Annotated in this window: 15 protein-coding genes; 10 read left to right on the top strand and 5 right to left on the bottom strand. The window is 73.8% G+C overall.

Annotation, left to right across the window (positions count from 1 at the left end; genetic code table 11):
- Positions 1-107: 107 nt before the first annotated feature.
- The 3 genes from ACGFI7_RS39550 to ACGFI7_RS39540 are packed head-to-tail and all read left to right on the top strand — an operon-like array spanning position 108 to position 2,194.
- The gene (locus tag ACGFI7_RS39550) at positions 108-1,331 is read left to right on the top strand and encodes a cytochrome P450 (RefSeq protein WP_393414183.1); all 1,224 of its coding nucleotides are present in this window, start codon (positions 108-110) and stop codon (positions 1,329-1,331) included.
- Positions 1,328-1,717, top strand: a complete 390-nt coding sequence (locus ACGFI7_RS39545; RefSeq protein ID WP_393414180.1) for a nuclear transport factor 2 family protein — start codon at positions 1,328-1,330, stop codon at positions 1,715-1,717. Before ACGFI7_RS39550 ends, ACGFI7_RS39545 begins: the two co-directional genes overlap by 4 nt.
- Positions 1,718-1,723: 6 nt before the next feature.
- A complete protein-coding gene (locus ACGFI7_RS39540) occupies positions 1,724-2,194 on the top strand; it encodes an Lrp/AsnC family transcriptional regulator (protein ID WP_393414178.1) in 471 nt (156 codons plus the stop codon).
- 97 nt (positions 2,195-2,291) lie between these two features.
- Here ACGFI7_RS39540 and ACGFI7_RS39535 read toward each other — a convergent pair whose 3' ends face one another.
- The 4 genes from ACGFI7_RS39535 to ACGFI7_RS39520 all read right to left on the bottom strand — a co-directional run bounded on the left by ACGFI7_RS39535 (position 2,292) and on the right by ACGFI7_RS39520 (position 6,554).
- Positions 2,292-3,113: an FAD binding domain-containing protein gene (locus tag ACGFI7_RS39535; protein WP_393414175.1), complete on the bottom strand. Its 822-nt coding sequence runs from the start codon at positions 3,111-3,113 to the stop codon at positions 2,292-2,294.
- A complete protein-coding gene (locus ACGFI7_RS39530; protein ID WP_393414172.1) occupies positions 3,110-3,577 on the bottom strand; it encodes a (2Fe-2S)-binding protein in 468 nt (155 codons plus the stop codon). The genes ACGFI7_RS39535 and ACGFI7_RS39530 overlap by 4 nt, the downstream gene beginning before the upstream one ends.
- Positions 3,567-5,867 carry a xanthine dehydrogenase family protein molybdopterin-binding subunit gene (locus tag ACGFI7_RS39525; protein ID WP_393414267.1) on the bottom strand — a complete coding sequence of 767 codons (2,301 nt, stop codon included), beginning with the start codon at positions 5,865-5,867 and terminating at the stop codon, positions 3,567-3,569. The genes ACGFI7_RS39530 and ACGFI7_RS39525 overlap by 11 nt, the downstream gene beginning before the upstream one ends.
- A gap of 102 nt (positions 5,868-5,969) precedes the next feature.
- Positions 5,970-6,554: a VOC family protein gene (locus ACGFI7_RS39520; RefSeq protein ID WP_393414170.1), complete on the bottom strand. Its 585-nt coding sequence runs from the start codon at positions 6,552-6,554 to the stop codon at positions 5,970-5,972.
- Positions 6,555-6,589: 35 nt separating this feature from the next.
- Here ACGFI7_RS39520 and ACGFI7_RS39515 point away from each other — a divergent pair, with 35 nt between their 5' ends.
- The 5 genes from ACGFI7_RS39515 to ACGFI7_RS39495 all read left to right on the top strand — a co-directional run bounded on the left by ACGFI7_RS39515 (position 6,590) and on the right by ACGFI7_RS39495 (position 10,952).
- Positions 6,590-7,336, top strand: coding sequence for a FadR/GntR family transcriptional regulator (locus ACGFI7_RS39515; protein WP_393414168.1), 747 nt, complete (start codon positions 6,590-6,592; stop codon positions 7,334-7,336).
- Positions 7,337-7,510: 174 nt separating this feature from the next.
- Positions 7,511-7,756 (top strand): hypothetical protein, encoded by a 246-nt coding sequence (locus ACGFI7_RS39510; protein ID WP_393414165.1) that lies wholly within the window; start codon positions 7,511-7,513, stop codon positions 7,754-7,756.
- Positions 7,753-9,465 carry a hypothetical protein gene (locus ACGFI7_RS39505; RefSeq protein ID WP_393414162.1) on the top strand — a complete coding sequence of 571 codons (1,713 nt, stop codon included), beginning with the start codon at positions 7,753-7,755 and terminating at the stop codon, positions 9,463-9,465. The genes ACGFI7_RS39510 and ACGFI7_RS39505 overlap by 4 nt, the downstream gene beginning before the upstream one ends.
- A complete protein-coding gene (locus ACGFI7_RS39500; RefSeq protein ID WP_393414159.1) occupies positions 9,462-10,199 on the top strand; it encodes an acyl-CoA thioesterase domain-containing protein in 738 nt (245 codons plus the stop codon). Before ACGFI7_RS39505 ends, ACGFI7_RS39500 begins: the two co-directional genes overlap by 4 nt.
- An 87-nt stretch (positions 10,200-10,286) precedes the next feature.
- The gene (locus tag ACGFI7_RS39495; RefSeq protein WP_393414156.1) at positions 10,287-10,952 is read left to right on the top strand and encodes an NIPSNAP family protein; all 666 of its coding nucleotides are present in this window, start codon (positions 10,287-10,289) and stop codon (positions 10,950-10,952) included.
- Between the two features lie 12 nt (positions 10,953-10,964).
- On the opposite strand, the gene ACGFI7_RS39490 is transcribed toward ACGFI7_RS39495, so the two are convergent.
- Entirely contained in the window at positions 10,965-13,082 is a 2,118-nt protein-coding gene (locus ACGFI7_RS39490) for an acetate--CoA ligase family protein (RefSeq protein ID WP_393414153.1), read from the bottom strand.
- A gap of 71 nt (positions 13,083-13,153) precedes the next feature.
- Between ACGFI7_RS39490 and ACGFI7_RS39485 the strand changes: the two genes are divergently transcribed.
- Entirely contained in the window at positions 13,154-14,023 is an 870-nt protein-coding gene (locus tag ACGFI7_RS39485) for an SDR family NAD(P)-dependent oxidoreductase (RefSeq protein ID WP_393414150.1), read from the top strand.
- Positions 14,020-16,098 carry a hydantoinase/oxoprolinase family protein gene (locus tag ACGFI7_RS39480; protein ID WP_393414147.1) on the top strand — a complete coding sequence of 693 codons (2,079 nt, stop codon included), beginning with the start codon at positions 14,020-14,022 and terminating at the stop codon, positions 16,096-16,098. Before ACGFI7_RS39485 ends, ACGFI7_RS39480 begins: the two co-directional genes overlap by 4 nt.
- Positions 16,099-16,106 lie beyond the last annotated feature (8 nt).

Here is a 16,106-nt window from a genome sequence, read left to right as displayed (position 1 = left end):
GCCACCAAGCGGCGTCAAGACCCTAACGACGAATGTGAGGGCCTTCCACAGGGCCAGATCTTCCCCAGTAACACGTCCCCTGGTAGCGTCGTTAGTGTTCTAACCCCGTGTGGAGCAGAGAGCGCGAGGCGATGACCACGATCACCCTTGACGGTTACGCGGACGTACGCGAGGCATTCCGGTTGCGCGACCTGAAGCAGGCCCTCTATGACGAGGGCGGGGTCGTGATGGCCGACTGCCTTCTGGTGCTGCACGGGGAGGACCACCGCGTGCGGCGCCGGGTGGAGAACCGGCTGTTCCGCCGGGGCACCTTCCGCCACTGGGAGCGTGAGTTCCTGCACGACGTGGTACGCGACACGCTCGCGCCGTTCGCCGCCGCGGGCCACGCCGACCTGGTCGAGCTCGGCTACCGCACCATCATGAGCCTGACCGCCCTGGTCGCCGGCATCGACCGGCCCACCGGCAGCCCGGAGGAGGCGGACGCGCTCTACCGCTACGCCAAGAAGTTCTCCGAAGGCGCCACCCTGGTGCACACCACCCGGGACCCGCAGGTCGTCCGGGCCGAGGTGCGGGCCGCGCTGGACGAGTTCGACGCCACGTTCCTGCAGCCGTCCCTGGCCCGCCGCCGCGAGCTGCTGGCCCGGCACGCGGCCGGCGAGCTGGAGGAGAAGGACCTGCCCCGCGACGTGCTCACCGGCCTGCTGCGGCACTGGGACGAGCTGGACATCGACGAGGAGGTCCTGCTCCGCGAGTGCGCCTTCTACCTGCAGGCGGGCTCGCACAGCACGGCCGACGCGTTCACGCACTCCGCCGACGAGTTCTTCTCCTGGGTCCGCCGCGACCCGGCCGCCGCCGAGAAGGCGCTCGACGACCCGGCCCTGCTGCAGCGCTGCGTGCACGAGACGCTGCGGCTGCACCCGGCCAGCCCGGTCGCGCAGCGCCGGGCGCTCGCCCCGGCCGCGCTGCGCGACGGCACCGAGATCCCCGAGGGCGCGTTCGTCGTGCTCGACATCGCGGCGGCCAACCGCGACCCGCGGGTGTTCGAGCGGCCGGACGTGTTCGACCCGCTGCGCGAGGTCCCGGCCGGGGTCCCCCGGTGGGGTCACGCCTTCGGCGGCGGCATGCACGCGTGCATCGGCACCGAGCTGGCCGGCGGCGTCCCCGAGACGGAGAGCGCGGAGCAGGCCCACGAGCAGGTGCTCGGCACCGTCACGCTCATGCTGGCGGCGCTGCTGGCCGCCGGCGCCAGGCCCGACCCGGAGCGCCCGGCCCGGCGGGACCCGAACTCCTCGCGGGACCACTTCGCGTCCTACCCGGTGGTGTTCGGGTGACGGCCGCCCGCCGGGTGACCGAACGCTTCCTCGCCGCGGTGCACGCCAGGGACGCCGCCGCCGCGGCCGCCTGCTTCGCCGCAGACGGCACGTACGCGAACGTCCCGCACCCGGCCGCGGTCGGCCGCGAGGCCGTCGCGGCGCTGCTCGGGCCGATCCTGAGCCGCTCCGAGCGGGTGCGGTGGGACCTGGTGACGGCGAGCTACGCCGACGACCGCGCGTGGCTCGAACGGGTCGACCGGTTCTGGATCGACGGCCGCGAGTACCAGGTCGCCTGCAACGGCGTCGCCGAGGTGGACCCCGCCCGCGAGCTGATCACGGCCTTCCGCGACTACGCCGATCTGGCCCCGTGGCGGGCGGAGATCGGCCCGGTGCTGGCGGGCTGAGCGGTCGTGGACCTCGACGAGCTGGACCTGGCGCTGCTGCGCCTGCTCCTGGAGGAGCCGCGCGCGGGCTACCGCGAGTACGCGCGGGTGCTCGGCGTGGCCAGGGGCACGGTGCAGGCCCGCATCGCCCGGCTGGAGCGGCGCGGGGCGATCACCGGCTACGCCGCGCACGTCTCGCCGGCCGCCCTCGGCTACACGGTGCAGGCGTTCGTCCACCTGCACCTCGCGCAGGGCATGCTTGACGACGTGACGGAGCGGCTGGGCCGCATCCCCGAGGTGCTGGAGGCGCACTCCACCACCGGCGAGGGCGACCTGCTGTGCCGGATCGCCGCCGTCGACAACGGTCACCTGGAGCAGATCGTGCAGGCCCTGCTGGCGCTGCCCGGCGTGGTGCGCACCCGGACCGAGGTCGCCCTGCGCAGCCGCGTCCCGTACCGCGTGCTCCCGCTGCTCAAGCAGGTCAAACCGGGAGGCTGAGCAGATGCCTGAGGCCCGGCCGCGAGGTGGCGGCCGGGCCTCAGGCTTTCCCGGGCCCGGACGGGGCGGGCCTGGCCCGGGGGTCCACGGGGTGGTGCTAGAGGGCGGCCAGGGCGCGGCCGACCAGCACCTCGGCGAGATGGGCGCGGTAGGACGCGCTCGCGACCGCGTTGTCCGGCGGCTCGCAGCCCTGCGCGGCCAGCCGGGCGGCCTCGGCCGCCGGCGTGCCCGCGGCCAGGGCCTCCTCCACCGCGGTCGCCCGCACCGGCGTCGGCCCCATGCCGATCAGCGCGATCGCCACGCCGCCGCCGGGCCGCGCCTGGGCGGCGACGCCGACCACGGCCCAGTCCAGGGCGCGGCGGCTGAACTTCTCGAACGCGTACGACCTGCCGGGCGCGGCCGGCAGCCGGATCTCGGTGAGCAGCTCGCCCGCCGCCAGCGCGTTCGCGTACCGGCCGGTGAAGAACTCGCGCGCCGGGATCTCCCGGGTGCCCGACGGGCCGCGCGCCACCAGCACGCCGTCCAGCGCGAGCACCGCGGCGGCCAGGTCAGCCGCCGGGTCGGCGTGCGCCAGCGAGCCGCCGATCGTGCCGCGGTTGCGGACCTGCTGGTCGCCGATCCGGCGCGCGGCGGCGGCCAGCAGCGGCGCCTTCCCGGCCACCACCGGGTCCCGCTCCAGCGTCCGGTGCCTGGTGAGCGCGCCCACCACGACCTGGTCGCCGTCCACCCTGACGTCCGACAGCTCGCGGAGCCTGCCGATGTCGACCAGGACGCCGGCCTCGGTCCTGCCCAGCTTCATCGCGGGCAGCAGCGAGTGGCCGCCCGCCAGCACCCTGGCGGAGCCGTTGTGCCGGGAGAGCTCGTCCAGCGCCTCCTCGACGGAGGCCGGGCGCACGTAGGAGAAGCCCGCGGGGATCACTTCGCGCCTCCGTTCGCGGCCGCCCACTGGACCGACTCGACGATCATCTGGTAGCCGGTGCACCGGCACATGTTGCCCTTGAGCCCGTTGCGGATCTCCTGCTCCGTCGGGTCGGGCTTCTCCGAGAGCAGCGCGGTGGCCGCCATCACCATGCCCGGCGTGCAGAACCCGCACTGCAGGCCGTGACACTGGCGGAAGCCCTCCTGCACGGGGGAGAGCCCGTCCTCGCCGGCCAGCCCCTCGACCGTGGTCACCTCGCTGCCGTCGGCCTGCGCGGCCAGGACGGTGCAGGACTTCACGGCCTCACCGTCGAGCAGGACCGTGCACGCGCCGCAGCTGGTGGTGTCGCAGCCGACGTGGGTGCCGGTCAGCGACAGCGTGTCGCGCAGGAAGTGGACGAGCAGCAGCCGGGGCTCGATCTCCCGGCTGTGCGGCTCCCCGTTGACGGTGATCTCAACTCGCATCGTGCATGACCTTCCAAACTCGTTCCGGCGTGCAGGGCATCTCCACGTCGCGCACGCCGAGATGGGCCAGCGCGTCCACCACGGCGTTGACCACGGCCTGCGGCGCGGCCGTCGCCCCCGCCTCGCCGAGCCCCTTGGCGCCGAGCGGGTTGAAGCTGGACTTCGTCTCGATGTGGTGCGTCTCGTACCGGGGCAGGTCGAGCGGCCCCGGCACCATGTAGTCCTCGAGCGAGGCGGTGAGCGGCCGGCCGTCGGCGTCGAAGGCGACCTTCTCGAAGAGCGCCTGCGCGATGCCCTGGGCGACGCCGCCGTGGATCTGCCCGCGCGCCGTCAGCGGGTTGATGACGGTTCCGCAGTCGTCCACGCAGACGTAGCGCACGACCGACACCCTCCCGGTGTCCCGGTCGATCTCCACCACGCAACCGTGCGCGCCGCTCGGGTAGCTGAGGTTCTTCGGCTCGAAGTACGAGGTGTTCTCCAGGCCGAGCGCGGTGCCCTCGGGCAGCAGGTGCGGCTTGAAGGACCGCTCGGCCACCTCGGCCAGGGTGACCGTCGCCTCGGGCACGCCCTTGACCTGGAACCCGTCGCCGAGCGGCACCACGTCGTCCGCGTCGGCCTCCAGCATGTGCGCGGCGATGGCCCTGGCCTTGGCGGCCACCTCCGCCGCGGCCTGCCGGACGGCGTTGCCGGCGACCGGGATGCCCCGGCTGCCCATGGTGCCGGTGCCCTCCTGCACGACCGCGGTGTCGCCGTACATGACGGTGATGGCGTCGTACGGCACGTTCAGCTGGTCGGCGACGATCTGGGCCAGCGCGGTCTGGTGGCCCTGACCGTGCGGGGCGGTGCCGACCAGGACGATCACCGAGCCGTCGGGCTGCAGCCGGACGTTGGCCGACTCCCAGCCGCCGAGGTAGCCGAACTGCTCGAACAGCGGCGTGGGCCCGAAGCCGCCCATCTCCACGAACGTGGACAGCCCGACACCGAGCAGCGGAGCGGACGGGTCGGCCAGCCGCCGCGCCTGCTCCTCGCGCAGCCCCGCGTAGCCGAGCTCGCCCAGCAGCAGGTCGAGCGCCGCCGGGTAGTCGGCCTCGTCGTACACGATCCCCTCGAACGGGGTCTGGTACGGCATCTCCTGCGGCTGGATCAGGTTGGCCTTGCGCACGTCGGCGGGGTCCTTGCCCAGCTCACGGGCGACGAGGTCGACCACCCGCTCGATCAGGAAGCTCGCCTCGGGCCGGCCCGCGCCACGGTAGGAGGCGGTAGGCGTGGTGTTCGTAACGACGCTGCGGTAACGGGCGGCGATCTTGGGGATCTTGTAGCAGCCGCCCAGCATGTACGAGGTCAGCGTGGGGAGCCCGATGCCCACCGGGTCGGGCACGCCGCCGATGTTGACGGTGATCGTCACGTCCAGGGCGAGCACGCGGCCCTCGGCGTCGAACCCGACCTCGATGTCCTGCACCTGGTCGCGGCCGTGGTAGGTGTGCACCATGTGCTCGCCGCGGGTCTCGACGTACTTGACCGGGCGGCCCAGCCGGCGCGACAGCTCGGGGGCGAGGAACAGCTCGGGCATGAACGACGACTTCACCCCGAAGGCGCCGCCGACGTCGGGCGCGATCACCCGGACCAGGTGCCTGGCGAGCCCGAACCGCTCGGCGATCTCCGCCCTGACCCGGTGCGGCGCCTGCACGGTGGCCCACACCGTCGGCCCGGGACCGGTCCAGTCGGCGAGCACGCCGTACGGCTCCATCGGCGCGCCGGCGCAGCGCTGGTTGACCAGCCGGGCGCGCAGGCGGTGCGGCGCGGCCTCCAGGTCCTCGGTCACGTCGGGCGTGACCGGCTGTTCGAGCGCCAGGTTGCCGGGCAGGGGCGCGAAGATCGGCACGGCGTCCGGCGCGAGCGCCTGCTCCACGGTCGACATCACGGGCAGCGGGTCGTACGAGACCCGCACGGCGCGGGCCGCGTCCGTGGCGGTGTACCGGTCGGCGGCGACGACCACCGCCACCGGCTCACCGATGTAGTGGACCTTGTCGCCGGCCAGATAGCCGCGTTCGAGTCCGGGGACGGACGGGCGGGGCGGGAGCCCGGCGAAGTCCCGCGCGGTGTACACGCCGAGCACGCCCGGCAGGGACCGCGCCTCCTCGACGTCGATTCCGGTGATGAGCGCGTGGGCCTCCGTGCTGTGCACGTAAACCATGTGGAGCAGCCCGGGACGATGGATGTCGTCCACGAACGTGCCGCGCCCGGTCAGCAGCGCGGCGTCCTCCTTGCGTGGTACTGCCGAGCCGATCATCGTCACAGGCCACCTCCATTGGTGCCAGGGGCGCGTCGTTAGACGTATAGCGACTTATAGTGGCGTCTGCGCACTTCCCCGGCAAGACCTTCGTGCGGCCGATCATGAAGAGGGGTACACGATGTGGTCGCCGAAGGCCTCGCGCACCACGTCGGCCCGGCGCGCGTCCAGCAGTTCCAGGCACCAGGAGGCCTGCGGGCCGCGCGGTTCGGCGTACAGCCAGAAGCCCGGGTCCTGGGCCTGATGGCCGAGGGGGAGCGGGCCCCGGCCGCGCGCCACCGCCGAGACCGGACCGCCGGGAGAGTCCGGCGACCTGCGGGCCGCGGGGGAGTAGGTGATGTCGGCGTGATCGGCCAGCGCGGCCACGGCGCGGTCCAGGTCCGCCACCCAGAAGGCCAGGTGGTGGATGCCGGGGCCGCGGGTCTCCAGCCAGGCCGAGGTGCGAGTGTGGCCCTCCAGCGGCTCGACCAGCTCGATCGCCGTGTCGGCCAGGCGGGCCATGGCGATCCTGGAACGCGACGGGCCCTGCCGCTCGCCGTGCAGCTGCAGGAGGCCGGCGGGCTGCTCGATCTCCTTGACGAGCCAGCCGGGGACGTTGAGCAGCGCGCCCCAGGTGCGGGTGAACTCCTCGATGCTGGGCACGGCGATGCCCACGTGACACAGGTTCAGCAGGCCGAGATCGGTCATCGGGTCCTCCGGTGGGTGCTGCGTACAATCTGCGGGTGCGAGTCGAACCCGGGGAGCGCCGCCCCAAGCTGTCTCTCGAGGTCGCCCGGCAGATCGTGGAGACGATGCGCGAAAGCGGGATGGGCCCGGGCGACCGCTACCTGCCGGAGGCCGAGGCCATGCGCCGCCACGGGGTGGGCCGGGGCACCTACCGGGAGGCGCTGCGGTTCCTGGAGCACCAGGGGCTGATCGTGATGCGGCCGGGGCCGAACGGCGGGCCGGAGATCGCCCAGCCCGGCTGGGCCAACCTCGCCTCCACCATCGCCCTGATGCTGCAGTTCGCCGGGGCTCCGCTGCGGGCGGTGCTGGACGCCCGGGTGATGATCGAGCCGGGCATGGCGGAGCTCGCCGCGCGGAACGCCACCGGCGAGGAGCTGGCCGCGATGGCCGACGACCTCGACGCGATCGAGCACGGGCTCGGCTCCTACCGGGTGTTCTCCGCGGCCTACGAGACCTACTGGCGGCACCTGGCCGAGAGCAGCCACAACGAGCTGTTCGCCTTCCTCAGCCCGGCCCTGCGGGCGATCGTCAACAGCGCCGGGTTCGCGCCGGACGAGCGGTACCGCGCGGAGGTGCTGAGCCGGCTGCGCGCCGTGCACGCCGCGGTGGCCGCGCGTGACCCGGAGGGGGCCCGGGCGGCCATGCGGGAGCTGGAGGAGGAGTTCGGGCGGCGGCTGCGCGAGGGTTACCCCCGGCAGATCGCCGAGGTGATCGACTGGTCCGACGTGCGCGAGCCGTCCTGACCTTCCCGCGCGTGCCCGCTTGAGGCCTGCCACTGTCTCATTCTATCCTAGTAATGATAGAAAACATAGCTGAGAGAAAACCAGGTACCTGAATTAAGACCAGCTCTCTTGCCTGCGGCAGCAGTGGCTGTAAAACTAGGTACCTGGTTATCGAAAGCAAGGGTGGTGATGGCGGTGGCGTCGACCGGAACGAGACTGGTGGCGGAGTTCGAGCGGATGGTCCGCCGGGACGGCGGCGAGCTGGTGCTGCTGGCGGAGAACGCCGGCACGATCCGGGTCGGCTACCGGCCCGGCGACGCGGGCCCCGACTGCGCGGACGACGTGTGCATCCTGCCGCAGCACGAGCTGCACCAGCTCATGGCGGAGACGCTGCGCCGTCGCAGCCCAGGAACGGAGATCGTGGTGGAGGTCCTTTCATGAGTGCCCGGCTGAGCATCGTCAACCCGGTGGCCACGCCCCGATCCCACGCCGACGGCGACCGGTTCCCGCCCGCGCCGCGGCCGGACACGCTCGACGGCGCCACCGTGGCGCTCTACTGGAACGGCAAGCAGAACGGCCTCGACGCGCTGGTCAAGGCCCGCGAGCTGATCGACGCCGCGTACGAGAACGTGACGTTCGTCGACATGACCGGCGCGCTCGGCGGCACCACCCGCTACCTGTCGGAGGAGCAGCTCCGCTTCATCGAGGAGAAGGTGGACGCCCTGGTCGGCACCTCCGCCGACTGCGGCAGCTGCACCTCGTGGCTGATCCGCGACCTGTGCGAGGTCGAGCGGCGCGGCGTGCCCGCGATCGGCTACACCGCGGAGGTCTTCGACGAGGACGCCCGGTTCAGCGCCAAGACCTTCGGCGTGCCCGAGGCGTGCCCGGTCATCGTGCCCGAGTGCTTCTCCAACAAGGACACCGCCGAGATCCACCGGATGGTCGAGGACTCCTTCGCCGAGGTGGTCGAGTGCCTGACCAAGCCGCGGCCGGTGCTCGACCAGCTGCCGGAGTTCGCCTCGATGGTCCTGGAGAGCGCCCCCGAGCTGCACTACGGCGGCGGCGATCTGCTGGAGGCGTTCGACGAGATGCAGCGCCGGTTCGTGGCCAACGGCTGGAGCGACGGCATGCCCCTGGTGCCGCCCACCCGGGCCAAGGTCGACGCCATGATCGCCGCGTCCGGGCTGGACGGCGACCACGTGGTGGGCGACTTCGCGCCCGGGTTCGGCATCGGCACGGTCGAGAAGATCGCCGCCAACGCGGTGATGGCCGGCTGCCGGCCCGAGACCATGCCGGTGATCATGGCCATGATGGAGTGCATCCTGGACCCGTCCATCGGGCTGCGCACCTGGGCCATGTCCACCGGGCCCCAGGCGCCCGTGGTGCTGGTGTCCGGCCCCATCGCCGACGAGATCGGCATGAACCGCGGCATGTGCGCGCTCGGCCCCGGCTCCATCTCCGAGGTCAACGTCGCCATCGGCCGCGCCCTGCGGCTGATCATGATGAACGTCGGCCTGTCGTACCCCGGCATCACCGACATGGACACCATCGGCACGCCGATGAAGTTCTCCGCCTGCGTGGCCGAGAACGAGGAGCGCACCCCGTGGGAGCCGTGGCGGGTGCAGCAGGGCTACTCCCTGGAGGAGTCCACGGTCACCGTGAACGTCCCGTACGGGATGACCGAGTTCTTCGACTTCCAGAACGCCGACCCGGAGAAGCTGATCGAGAGCTGGTCCACGCTCACCTCCCACGCGGTCGGCACCCCGTCCGCCGGGGCATGGCTGATCAAGAAGGACGCGCCGCTGGAGGCCGGCTACCCGTTCCACGGCACCTTCTCCAACCTCCTGCTCATGGCGCCCGACCACGCCGCCGCGTTCGCCGCCGCCGGATGGACCCCGGCCGACATCCGGGAGGCCATCCACCGGCGCACCAAGCTGCCGTTCCGCCAGCTCATGCTCAACCAGTCGATGCCCGCCTTCGAGACCTCGCACCCCGAGCTGCGCTGGCTGCTCGACGCCCCCGACACCCCGGTCACCGTCAACCCGTCCGCCGACTGCTTCGAGCTGTTCGTGGTCGGCGCCAAGGCGGGACGCAGCCAGTTCTGCTTCGGCGGCACCAACTCGGTGACCAAGCCCGTGATCAGGCGATGACCTGGCCGCTCGACGGCCCGCCGTTCGACGTGCCCGTGTCCCGCGAGCTCTGCTCCGGGACCGGCGCGCTCTTCGGCGGCTGGGGGCTCGGGCTGCTCGCCGACGCCGCCCAGCGCACCACCGGGCGGCGGCTGCGCGACCTGTCGGCGTCCTTCCTGCGCCCGGTGATGCGCGGCTCCCGGCTCTCGGTACGGTGCGACGTGCTCGCCGAGGGCCGGGCGCTGGCGCACTGCAGACTCGACGCCGACGACGACGGCCACCCGGCCTTCACGGGCCTGGCCGTCGTCGGGACGCCCGGTGAGGCGTCCGCCGAGAGCGCCGGCGGTCCCGCCGGGCGCCCGCCGCGGGTCCCCGGGCCGCTGGAGTGCCCGGAGCGCTCGTACGAGTCAGGGCCGGGCGCCGCGATGCGGCTCGACGTGCGGGTGGCCGGCCAGTCGCCAGGCGCGGTCCTGCTGTGGGCGCGGGTGCTCTGCGACGCGCCGGACGAGGTCCGGCTCGCGGTGGTCAGCGACCACGTCCCCTACCTGCTGCGCCGGACCCTGCCGGGCCGGCCCCGGGCGACCACCGTCAGCGCGTCGCTGCGGCTGTTCGGCGGGCCGGTCGCCGAGTGGGTCCTGCTGGACGTGAGCCTGGTGGCCCGCGCCGGCCGCACCGCCGTCGGCCGGGCGGCCCTGTGGCAGGACGGCGCCACCCTGGCCGGGGTGGCCGAGCAGACCGTACGGCTGAGCGCCTGAACCCGGGAGGCCCCCATCAACGACAAGATCTACATCCACGAGTTCATCGACGTCACCGGCCACAACCGCGCCCGCTACATGCACCACATGACGGCCAACTTCAGCCCCATCGCCCAGGAGGAGCGTCACCAGCTCTGCTTCGGCGTGTGGGGCGTCGTCGGTTCCACCGCCTGGTGGCCGGGCGTGGTCAACCTCTGGGAGGAGGACGGGTGGGACGGGCTGGCGGCGTCGTTCCGGCACGAGCTCGGCCACCCGTCGCTGCAGGACCCGAAGCTGGCCTCCTGGTGGGCCGCCGCCGCGGAGATGCGCTCCGGCGGCGTCGACCGGCTGCTGCTGCCCGCGCCGTGGACGCGCACCATCGAGGAGCTGTGCGCCGCGGGGGTGCGCGGCGAGGTGTACGCACACGAGCGGATCACGGTGCCGCCGGGGGAGTCGGCCGGGTTCCTGGACCGCGTCCACGAGCGGGCCGTCCCGCACTACGGGCGGTTCGGCTGGGAGCCGGTCGGCGCCTGGCGTACCGCGCTCGGCGACGACTCGGAGTGCTTCCTGCTCTGGGCCGTGCCGGACTACGAGCGGTGGGCCGCGTACGAGGCCGCGCACGACGCGGACCGCTCGGCCGGCGGATGGAAGGCCCTGCTGCGCGACACGGCCCGGTCGTTCCAGCGGATCCTGCTGGTCGACGCCCCGCTGTCCCCGATGCGGATCGGCCGCCAGCCCAGCCGGGCCGACCGCACCGAGGACTGGCGGGAGTGAGTCCCGCCAGGGTCAGGACGTGATCACCAGCGCGTCCACGGCGACCACGCCGAGGCCGCGCGGCCGTACCAGCAGAGGGTTGACGTCCAGTTCGCGCACCGCGTCGCCGAGCTCCAGCGCCAGCGTCTGCAGCCGCATGACCGCGTCGGCGACCGCGTCCAGGTCGCCGGCGGGCCGGCCGCGGACGCCGGCCAGCAGCGCCGCCGCCCGGGTCTCGCCGATCATCCGCAGCGCCTCGTCGCGGGAGAACGGCGGCACCCGGAACGACACGTCCCGCACCACCTCCGTGAACACCCCGCCCAGCCCGAACGTGATCGTCGGGCCGAACGGCTCCTGGTGGCTGACGCCCAGGATGAGCTCCGCCACCGCGTCGGTGACCTGAGGCTGGACCACCACCCCGGCCAGCCGCAGCCCGGTGGCCCCGGCCACGATGTCCGCGTACGCCGCCCGCACCTCGTCCGCGCCGGTCAGCCCCACCCGGACCAGCCCGAGGTCCGACTTGTGGGCCAGGCCGTCGGCGAGCGCCTTGAGCACCACGGGATAACCGAACCGCCCCGCCGCGGTCACCGCCTCGTCCGGCGACGTGGCGACCGTCTCGGCCACCACCGGGATCCCGTACGCGCCGAGCACGTCCTTGGCGGCCACCTCGTCCAGCGTCGAGCCGGGCGTCAGCCGCTCGCGGGCCACGGCGGCGGCGGGCGACGGCTCGCGCGGGACGTCAGCGAACGGGCTGCGGTAACCGCGGTGCAGCGCCCAGAAGTCGGCCATCGCCCGGATGCCCTTGACCGCCGTGCGGAAGGAGTGGAACACCGGGATGCCCGCCTCGCACAGCGCCCGGTGGTCGTCGTCCCTGATCGGCGAGGTCCAGGCGACCACGATCGGCTTGCCGCCCCGCTCGTGCAGCGCGATCAGGTCGCGGGTGATGGCGTCGCTCATGCCGGGGAACACACCGGTGATCGGGGCGAGCAGGACGTCGGTGTTCGCGTCGTCGATCAGCGCCTCCAGCACCTTGCGGCCCTCGGGGCGCGCGGTCGCGACGCCGCCGGTGTCGACCGGGTTGTCGATGTGCAGGTAGCCGGGCAGCAGCTCGCGCAGCCGGGCGAGCGTGCGCTCCTCCAGCCGGGGCAGCGGCACCCCGGCCAGGCCGCACAGGTCGGCCACGTGCGAGCCGGTGCCGCCGGACATGACGCAGAGCGCGACCCGGTCGCCGGCCAGCGGAGGCGTGTGGCAGAACGCGCCGGAGATCTCGATCGCCTCGTCGATGTCGTCCACCCGGATCATCCCGGACTGGCGGAACACGGCGTCGTGCACCGCGTCCGGGCCGGTGAGGTGACCGGTGTGCGCCCTGGCCATGGCCCGGCCCTGGTCGCTCCTGCCGATCTTGATGCACACGACGGGCACGCCCGCGCGCACCGCCTCGTCGGCGGCCAGCCGCATGGTGCGGCCGTCGGCGAAGCCCTCGATGTACGCGGCCACGGCGCCGACGCCCGGCGTCCGGGCGAAGTGCGCGGTGAAGTCGGCGAACTCCAGGTCCGCCTCGTTGCCCACGGTCGCCCAGGCGTGGATGCCGATGCCCAGCTCCTGGCCCTGCACGATGGGCCGGCCCTGGTTGCCCGACTGGGTCACGACGGCGAGCTTGCGTCCCGGCAGGCCCTCGCGCCAGGGCTCGATGAGGTTGAGGTTCGTGTTCGGGCCGATGATCCGCATCGGGCCGCCGGCGATCTTCTCCAGCCGCAGCTGCGCCGCGTGGCCCTCCTCGGTGCCCAGCTCGGCGAAGCCGGCCGCGAACACGTACGCGAACCGCACGCCCTTGGCCAGGCAGTCCTCCAGCACCGGCAACGGGTCGCGGACCAGCACGATCGCCACGTCGACGTCGCCGGGGACGTCCAGCACGGTGCGGAAGGCGGGGACGCCGTCGACGGCCTGCTTGACCGGGTGGACGGGGTGGACGGCCTGCGCCCCGCGGGCCAGCAGGCGCTCCCTGGCCTGGCGCCACTGGGCCCGCTGCGGGCTGCCCTCGGTGTCGGTGGCCCCGATGACCGCGACGACGCGCGGGGCGAACAGGGGGTCCCAGTCGATGGCCCGCAGGGACAGCGGCCGGCCGCTGACGTCGAGTGGGGGTGAAGTCATGTGATCAAGCCTAGCTCAAAGAGAGCAATCATGGTTAAGATTGATAAGACAAGAATAACAACGGAGGTGGCATGGACCTCGGCGCGAAGGCGATCCTCGTGGTGGGCGCGGCCCGCCCGCCCGGCATCGGCCGGGCGACGGCACTCCGGCTGGCCAGATCCGGCGCCCGGCTGGTCCTCGCCGACGCGGTGGACCCCGCCACCGTCACAGAGAGCCGTGAGCCGTCCGCGCCCTTACCGGAAACGGCGGGCACCGGCCGGGTCACGGCGGCGAAGCTGGCCGAGGTCGCGGCCGAGGTGTCCGAGGCCGCCGGCCGGCCGGTGCCCGCGTTCGCCGTCGACCCCACCGACCCGGCCTCGGTCGAGGACCTGGTGGCCCGCGCCGTCAAGGAGCTGGGCCGACTCGACGCCTGCTGCAACCTCGTCGGCGCCACCGGCGCGGCGCTCGGCGACGGCCCGCTGACCGAGGTCACCCCGGCCGCCTGGGCCGCCGGACTCGACTGGAACCTCACCGCCGCCTGGCTCGTCGCCCGCGCCTGCGTGCCCGCGCTCACCGAGGCCGGCGGGGGCGCCCTCGTCACCCTCTCCTCGTACGCGGGCCTGACCCCCGTCGCCGACGCCGGCGTGGTCGGCGTGGCCAGGGCCGCGGTCGGCCACCTCACCGCCGTGCTCGCCCGCGAGCTGGGCCCGCTCGGCATCCGGGTGAACGCCGTCTGCCCGCTCGGCGTCCACCCGGGCGACCCCAGGTTCCCCAACCCCGGCCTGGTCAGGCTCGCCGAACGGGAAGGGCTCCCGCTGGCCGACTGGCTGGCCCGCACCATCCCGCTGGGCCGCGGCCAGTCGGCCGACGAGGTGGCCTCGACCGTGGAGTTCCTCGTCTCCGACGCGGCCTCGTTCGTCAGCGGAGTGAACCTGCCGGTCGCGGGCGGTGCCACCGCATGAGCGTCAAGGCGTTCATCGGCGTCGACACCGGAGGCACCTTCACCGACACCGTGGTCACGCTCTCCGACGGGCGGCTCGGCGTCGGCAAGGCGCTCAGCACCCCGGGCCGGGTCGAGCAGGGCGTGCTCGACTCCATCGGGCAGGCCGCCGCCGGCCTCGGCTTCACCCTGGCCGAGCTGCTGTCCCGTACGGTGATCCTCACCCACGGCACCACGGTCGGGCTCAACGCGCTGCTCACCGGCGGCGGCGCCCGCGTCGGCCTGCTCACCACCGCCGGGTTCGAGTCGACGCTGCCCATCGCCAAGGCCAACAAGCTGCACGGCCTGGACGAGCTGGACGTCACCATGCCGGTCCGCTGGCGCAAGCCCGACCAGCTCGTCACCCGCTCCCGCATCGCCGGCGTGCCCGAGCGCGTCGACGTGTCCGGCGCGGTCGTGCGGCCGCTCGACGAGGAGCGGGCGCGTGCCGCCGTCCGCCGGCTGGCCGCGCGCGGCGCCGACTCGATCGCCGTCTGCCTGCTCTGGTCGCCGGTCAACCCCGAGCACGAACGGCGGCTGGCCGCCCTGGTGGCCGAGGAGCTGCCGGGCGTGCACGTCTCCTGCTCCTCGGTCATCGCCCCGGTGGTCGGCGAGTACGAGCGCACGTCCACCGTCGTGCTGGACGCGTACGTGGCCCCGGTCGTGGCCACCTACCTGCGCGCCCTGCAGGAGAGGCTGGCCGAGCGCGGCTTCGCCGGCGTGCTGATGATCCTGCGCACCGGCGGCGGCGCCGAGCCCGTCGAGCACACCCTGCGCGCCCCGGTGAACACCCTGCGCTCCGGCCCCGTCGCCGGGCTCGCCGCCACCGCCGCCCTGGCCGCCGAGCTGGGGCACGCCAACGTCGTCGCCACCGACGTCGGCGGCACCAGCTTCGACGTGGGGCTCGTCATCGGCGGCGGCATGCAGCGGGCGACCACCCCGATGGTGCACCGGCACGCGCTGGCCATCCCGGTGGTCGAGGTCGAGTCCATCGGCACGGGCGGCGGCAGCCTCGCCTGGCTCGACCAGGGCCTGGGCGCGCTCCGGGTCGGCCCGCGCAGCGCGGGCGCCGACCCGGGGCCCGCCTGCTACGGCCGCGGCGGCACCCGGCCGACGCTCACCGACGCCTCCGCCGTCCTCGGCTACCTGCGCAGGCTCGGGGAGTCGATGCCGCTGGACGTGGACGCCGCCCGCGAGGCCATCCGCACGCACATCGCCGAACCGCTCGGCATCGGCGTCGTGGCCGCCGCCGAGGGGATCGTCCGCATCGCCACCGACCAGATGCGCGACCTGATCCGCCGGACCACCATCCAGCGCGGGCACGACCCGTCCGCGTTCGCGCTGGTCGCCTTCGGCGGGGCCGGGCCGCAGTACGCGAGCTGGTACGCCGACGGGCTCGGCGCGCTGGACGTGGTGATCCCCGACCTGGCCGCCGAGCTGTCCGCCTACGGCGCGGTCTCCAGCGACCTGAGCATCGGCGCCGAACGCGGCCTGGTCCCCACCCCGGTCGCCGCCGCGGGCCCGGCGATCGCCGCGGCGCTGTCGGAGCTGGCCGCGGGCATCGAGGCCGACCTGCCCGGCGCCGTGGACAGCGTCACGGCGGTGTCCGGCCGCGCCCCCGCCCTGCGCCACACCGTGGCCCTGCGCTTCTACCGCCAGCAGCGCCGCATCGAACTGCCGGTCACCGTGCCGGTGGACACCGCCGAGCTGGCCTGGCTGGAGTCGGAGTTCCGCAAGCGGTACGAGGAGATCGTCGGCACCGGCACCGCCGCCGACGGCACCCCGGTCGAGGCGGTCGGCGTCCGGGTCGAGCTGGTGGCACCCGTCCCGGTGCCGCCTCCCGTCGCGCGGCCCGAGGGCGCGGCCGAGCCGGTGGACGAGCGGGCCGCCTGGTTCGGCGGCGCCGAGCACCGCTGCGCCGTCTACGACTGGCGGCGCCTGCCCGCCGGCTGCGAGATCACCGGGCCCGCGTTCGTCGAGTCCGGCCAGACCACCGTCGTGCTGCCCCCGGGCCGGCGGGCGCGCATGGACGCCGGCGGCCACCTCCACCTGAGCTGACAAGGACT

The sequence above is a fragment of the Nonomuraea sp. NPDC048826 genome (assembly GCF_043198225.1).
Lineage (GTDB): Bacteria > Actinomycetota > Actinomycetes > Streptosporangiales > Streptosporangiaceae > Nonomuraea.
The sequence above is the reverse complement of the archived record's forward strand: the minus strand, read 5'-3'. Positions and strand labels throughout refer to the sequence as shown.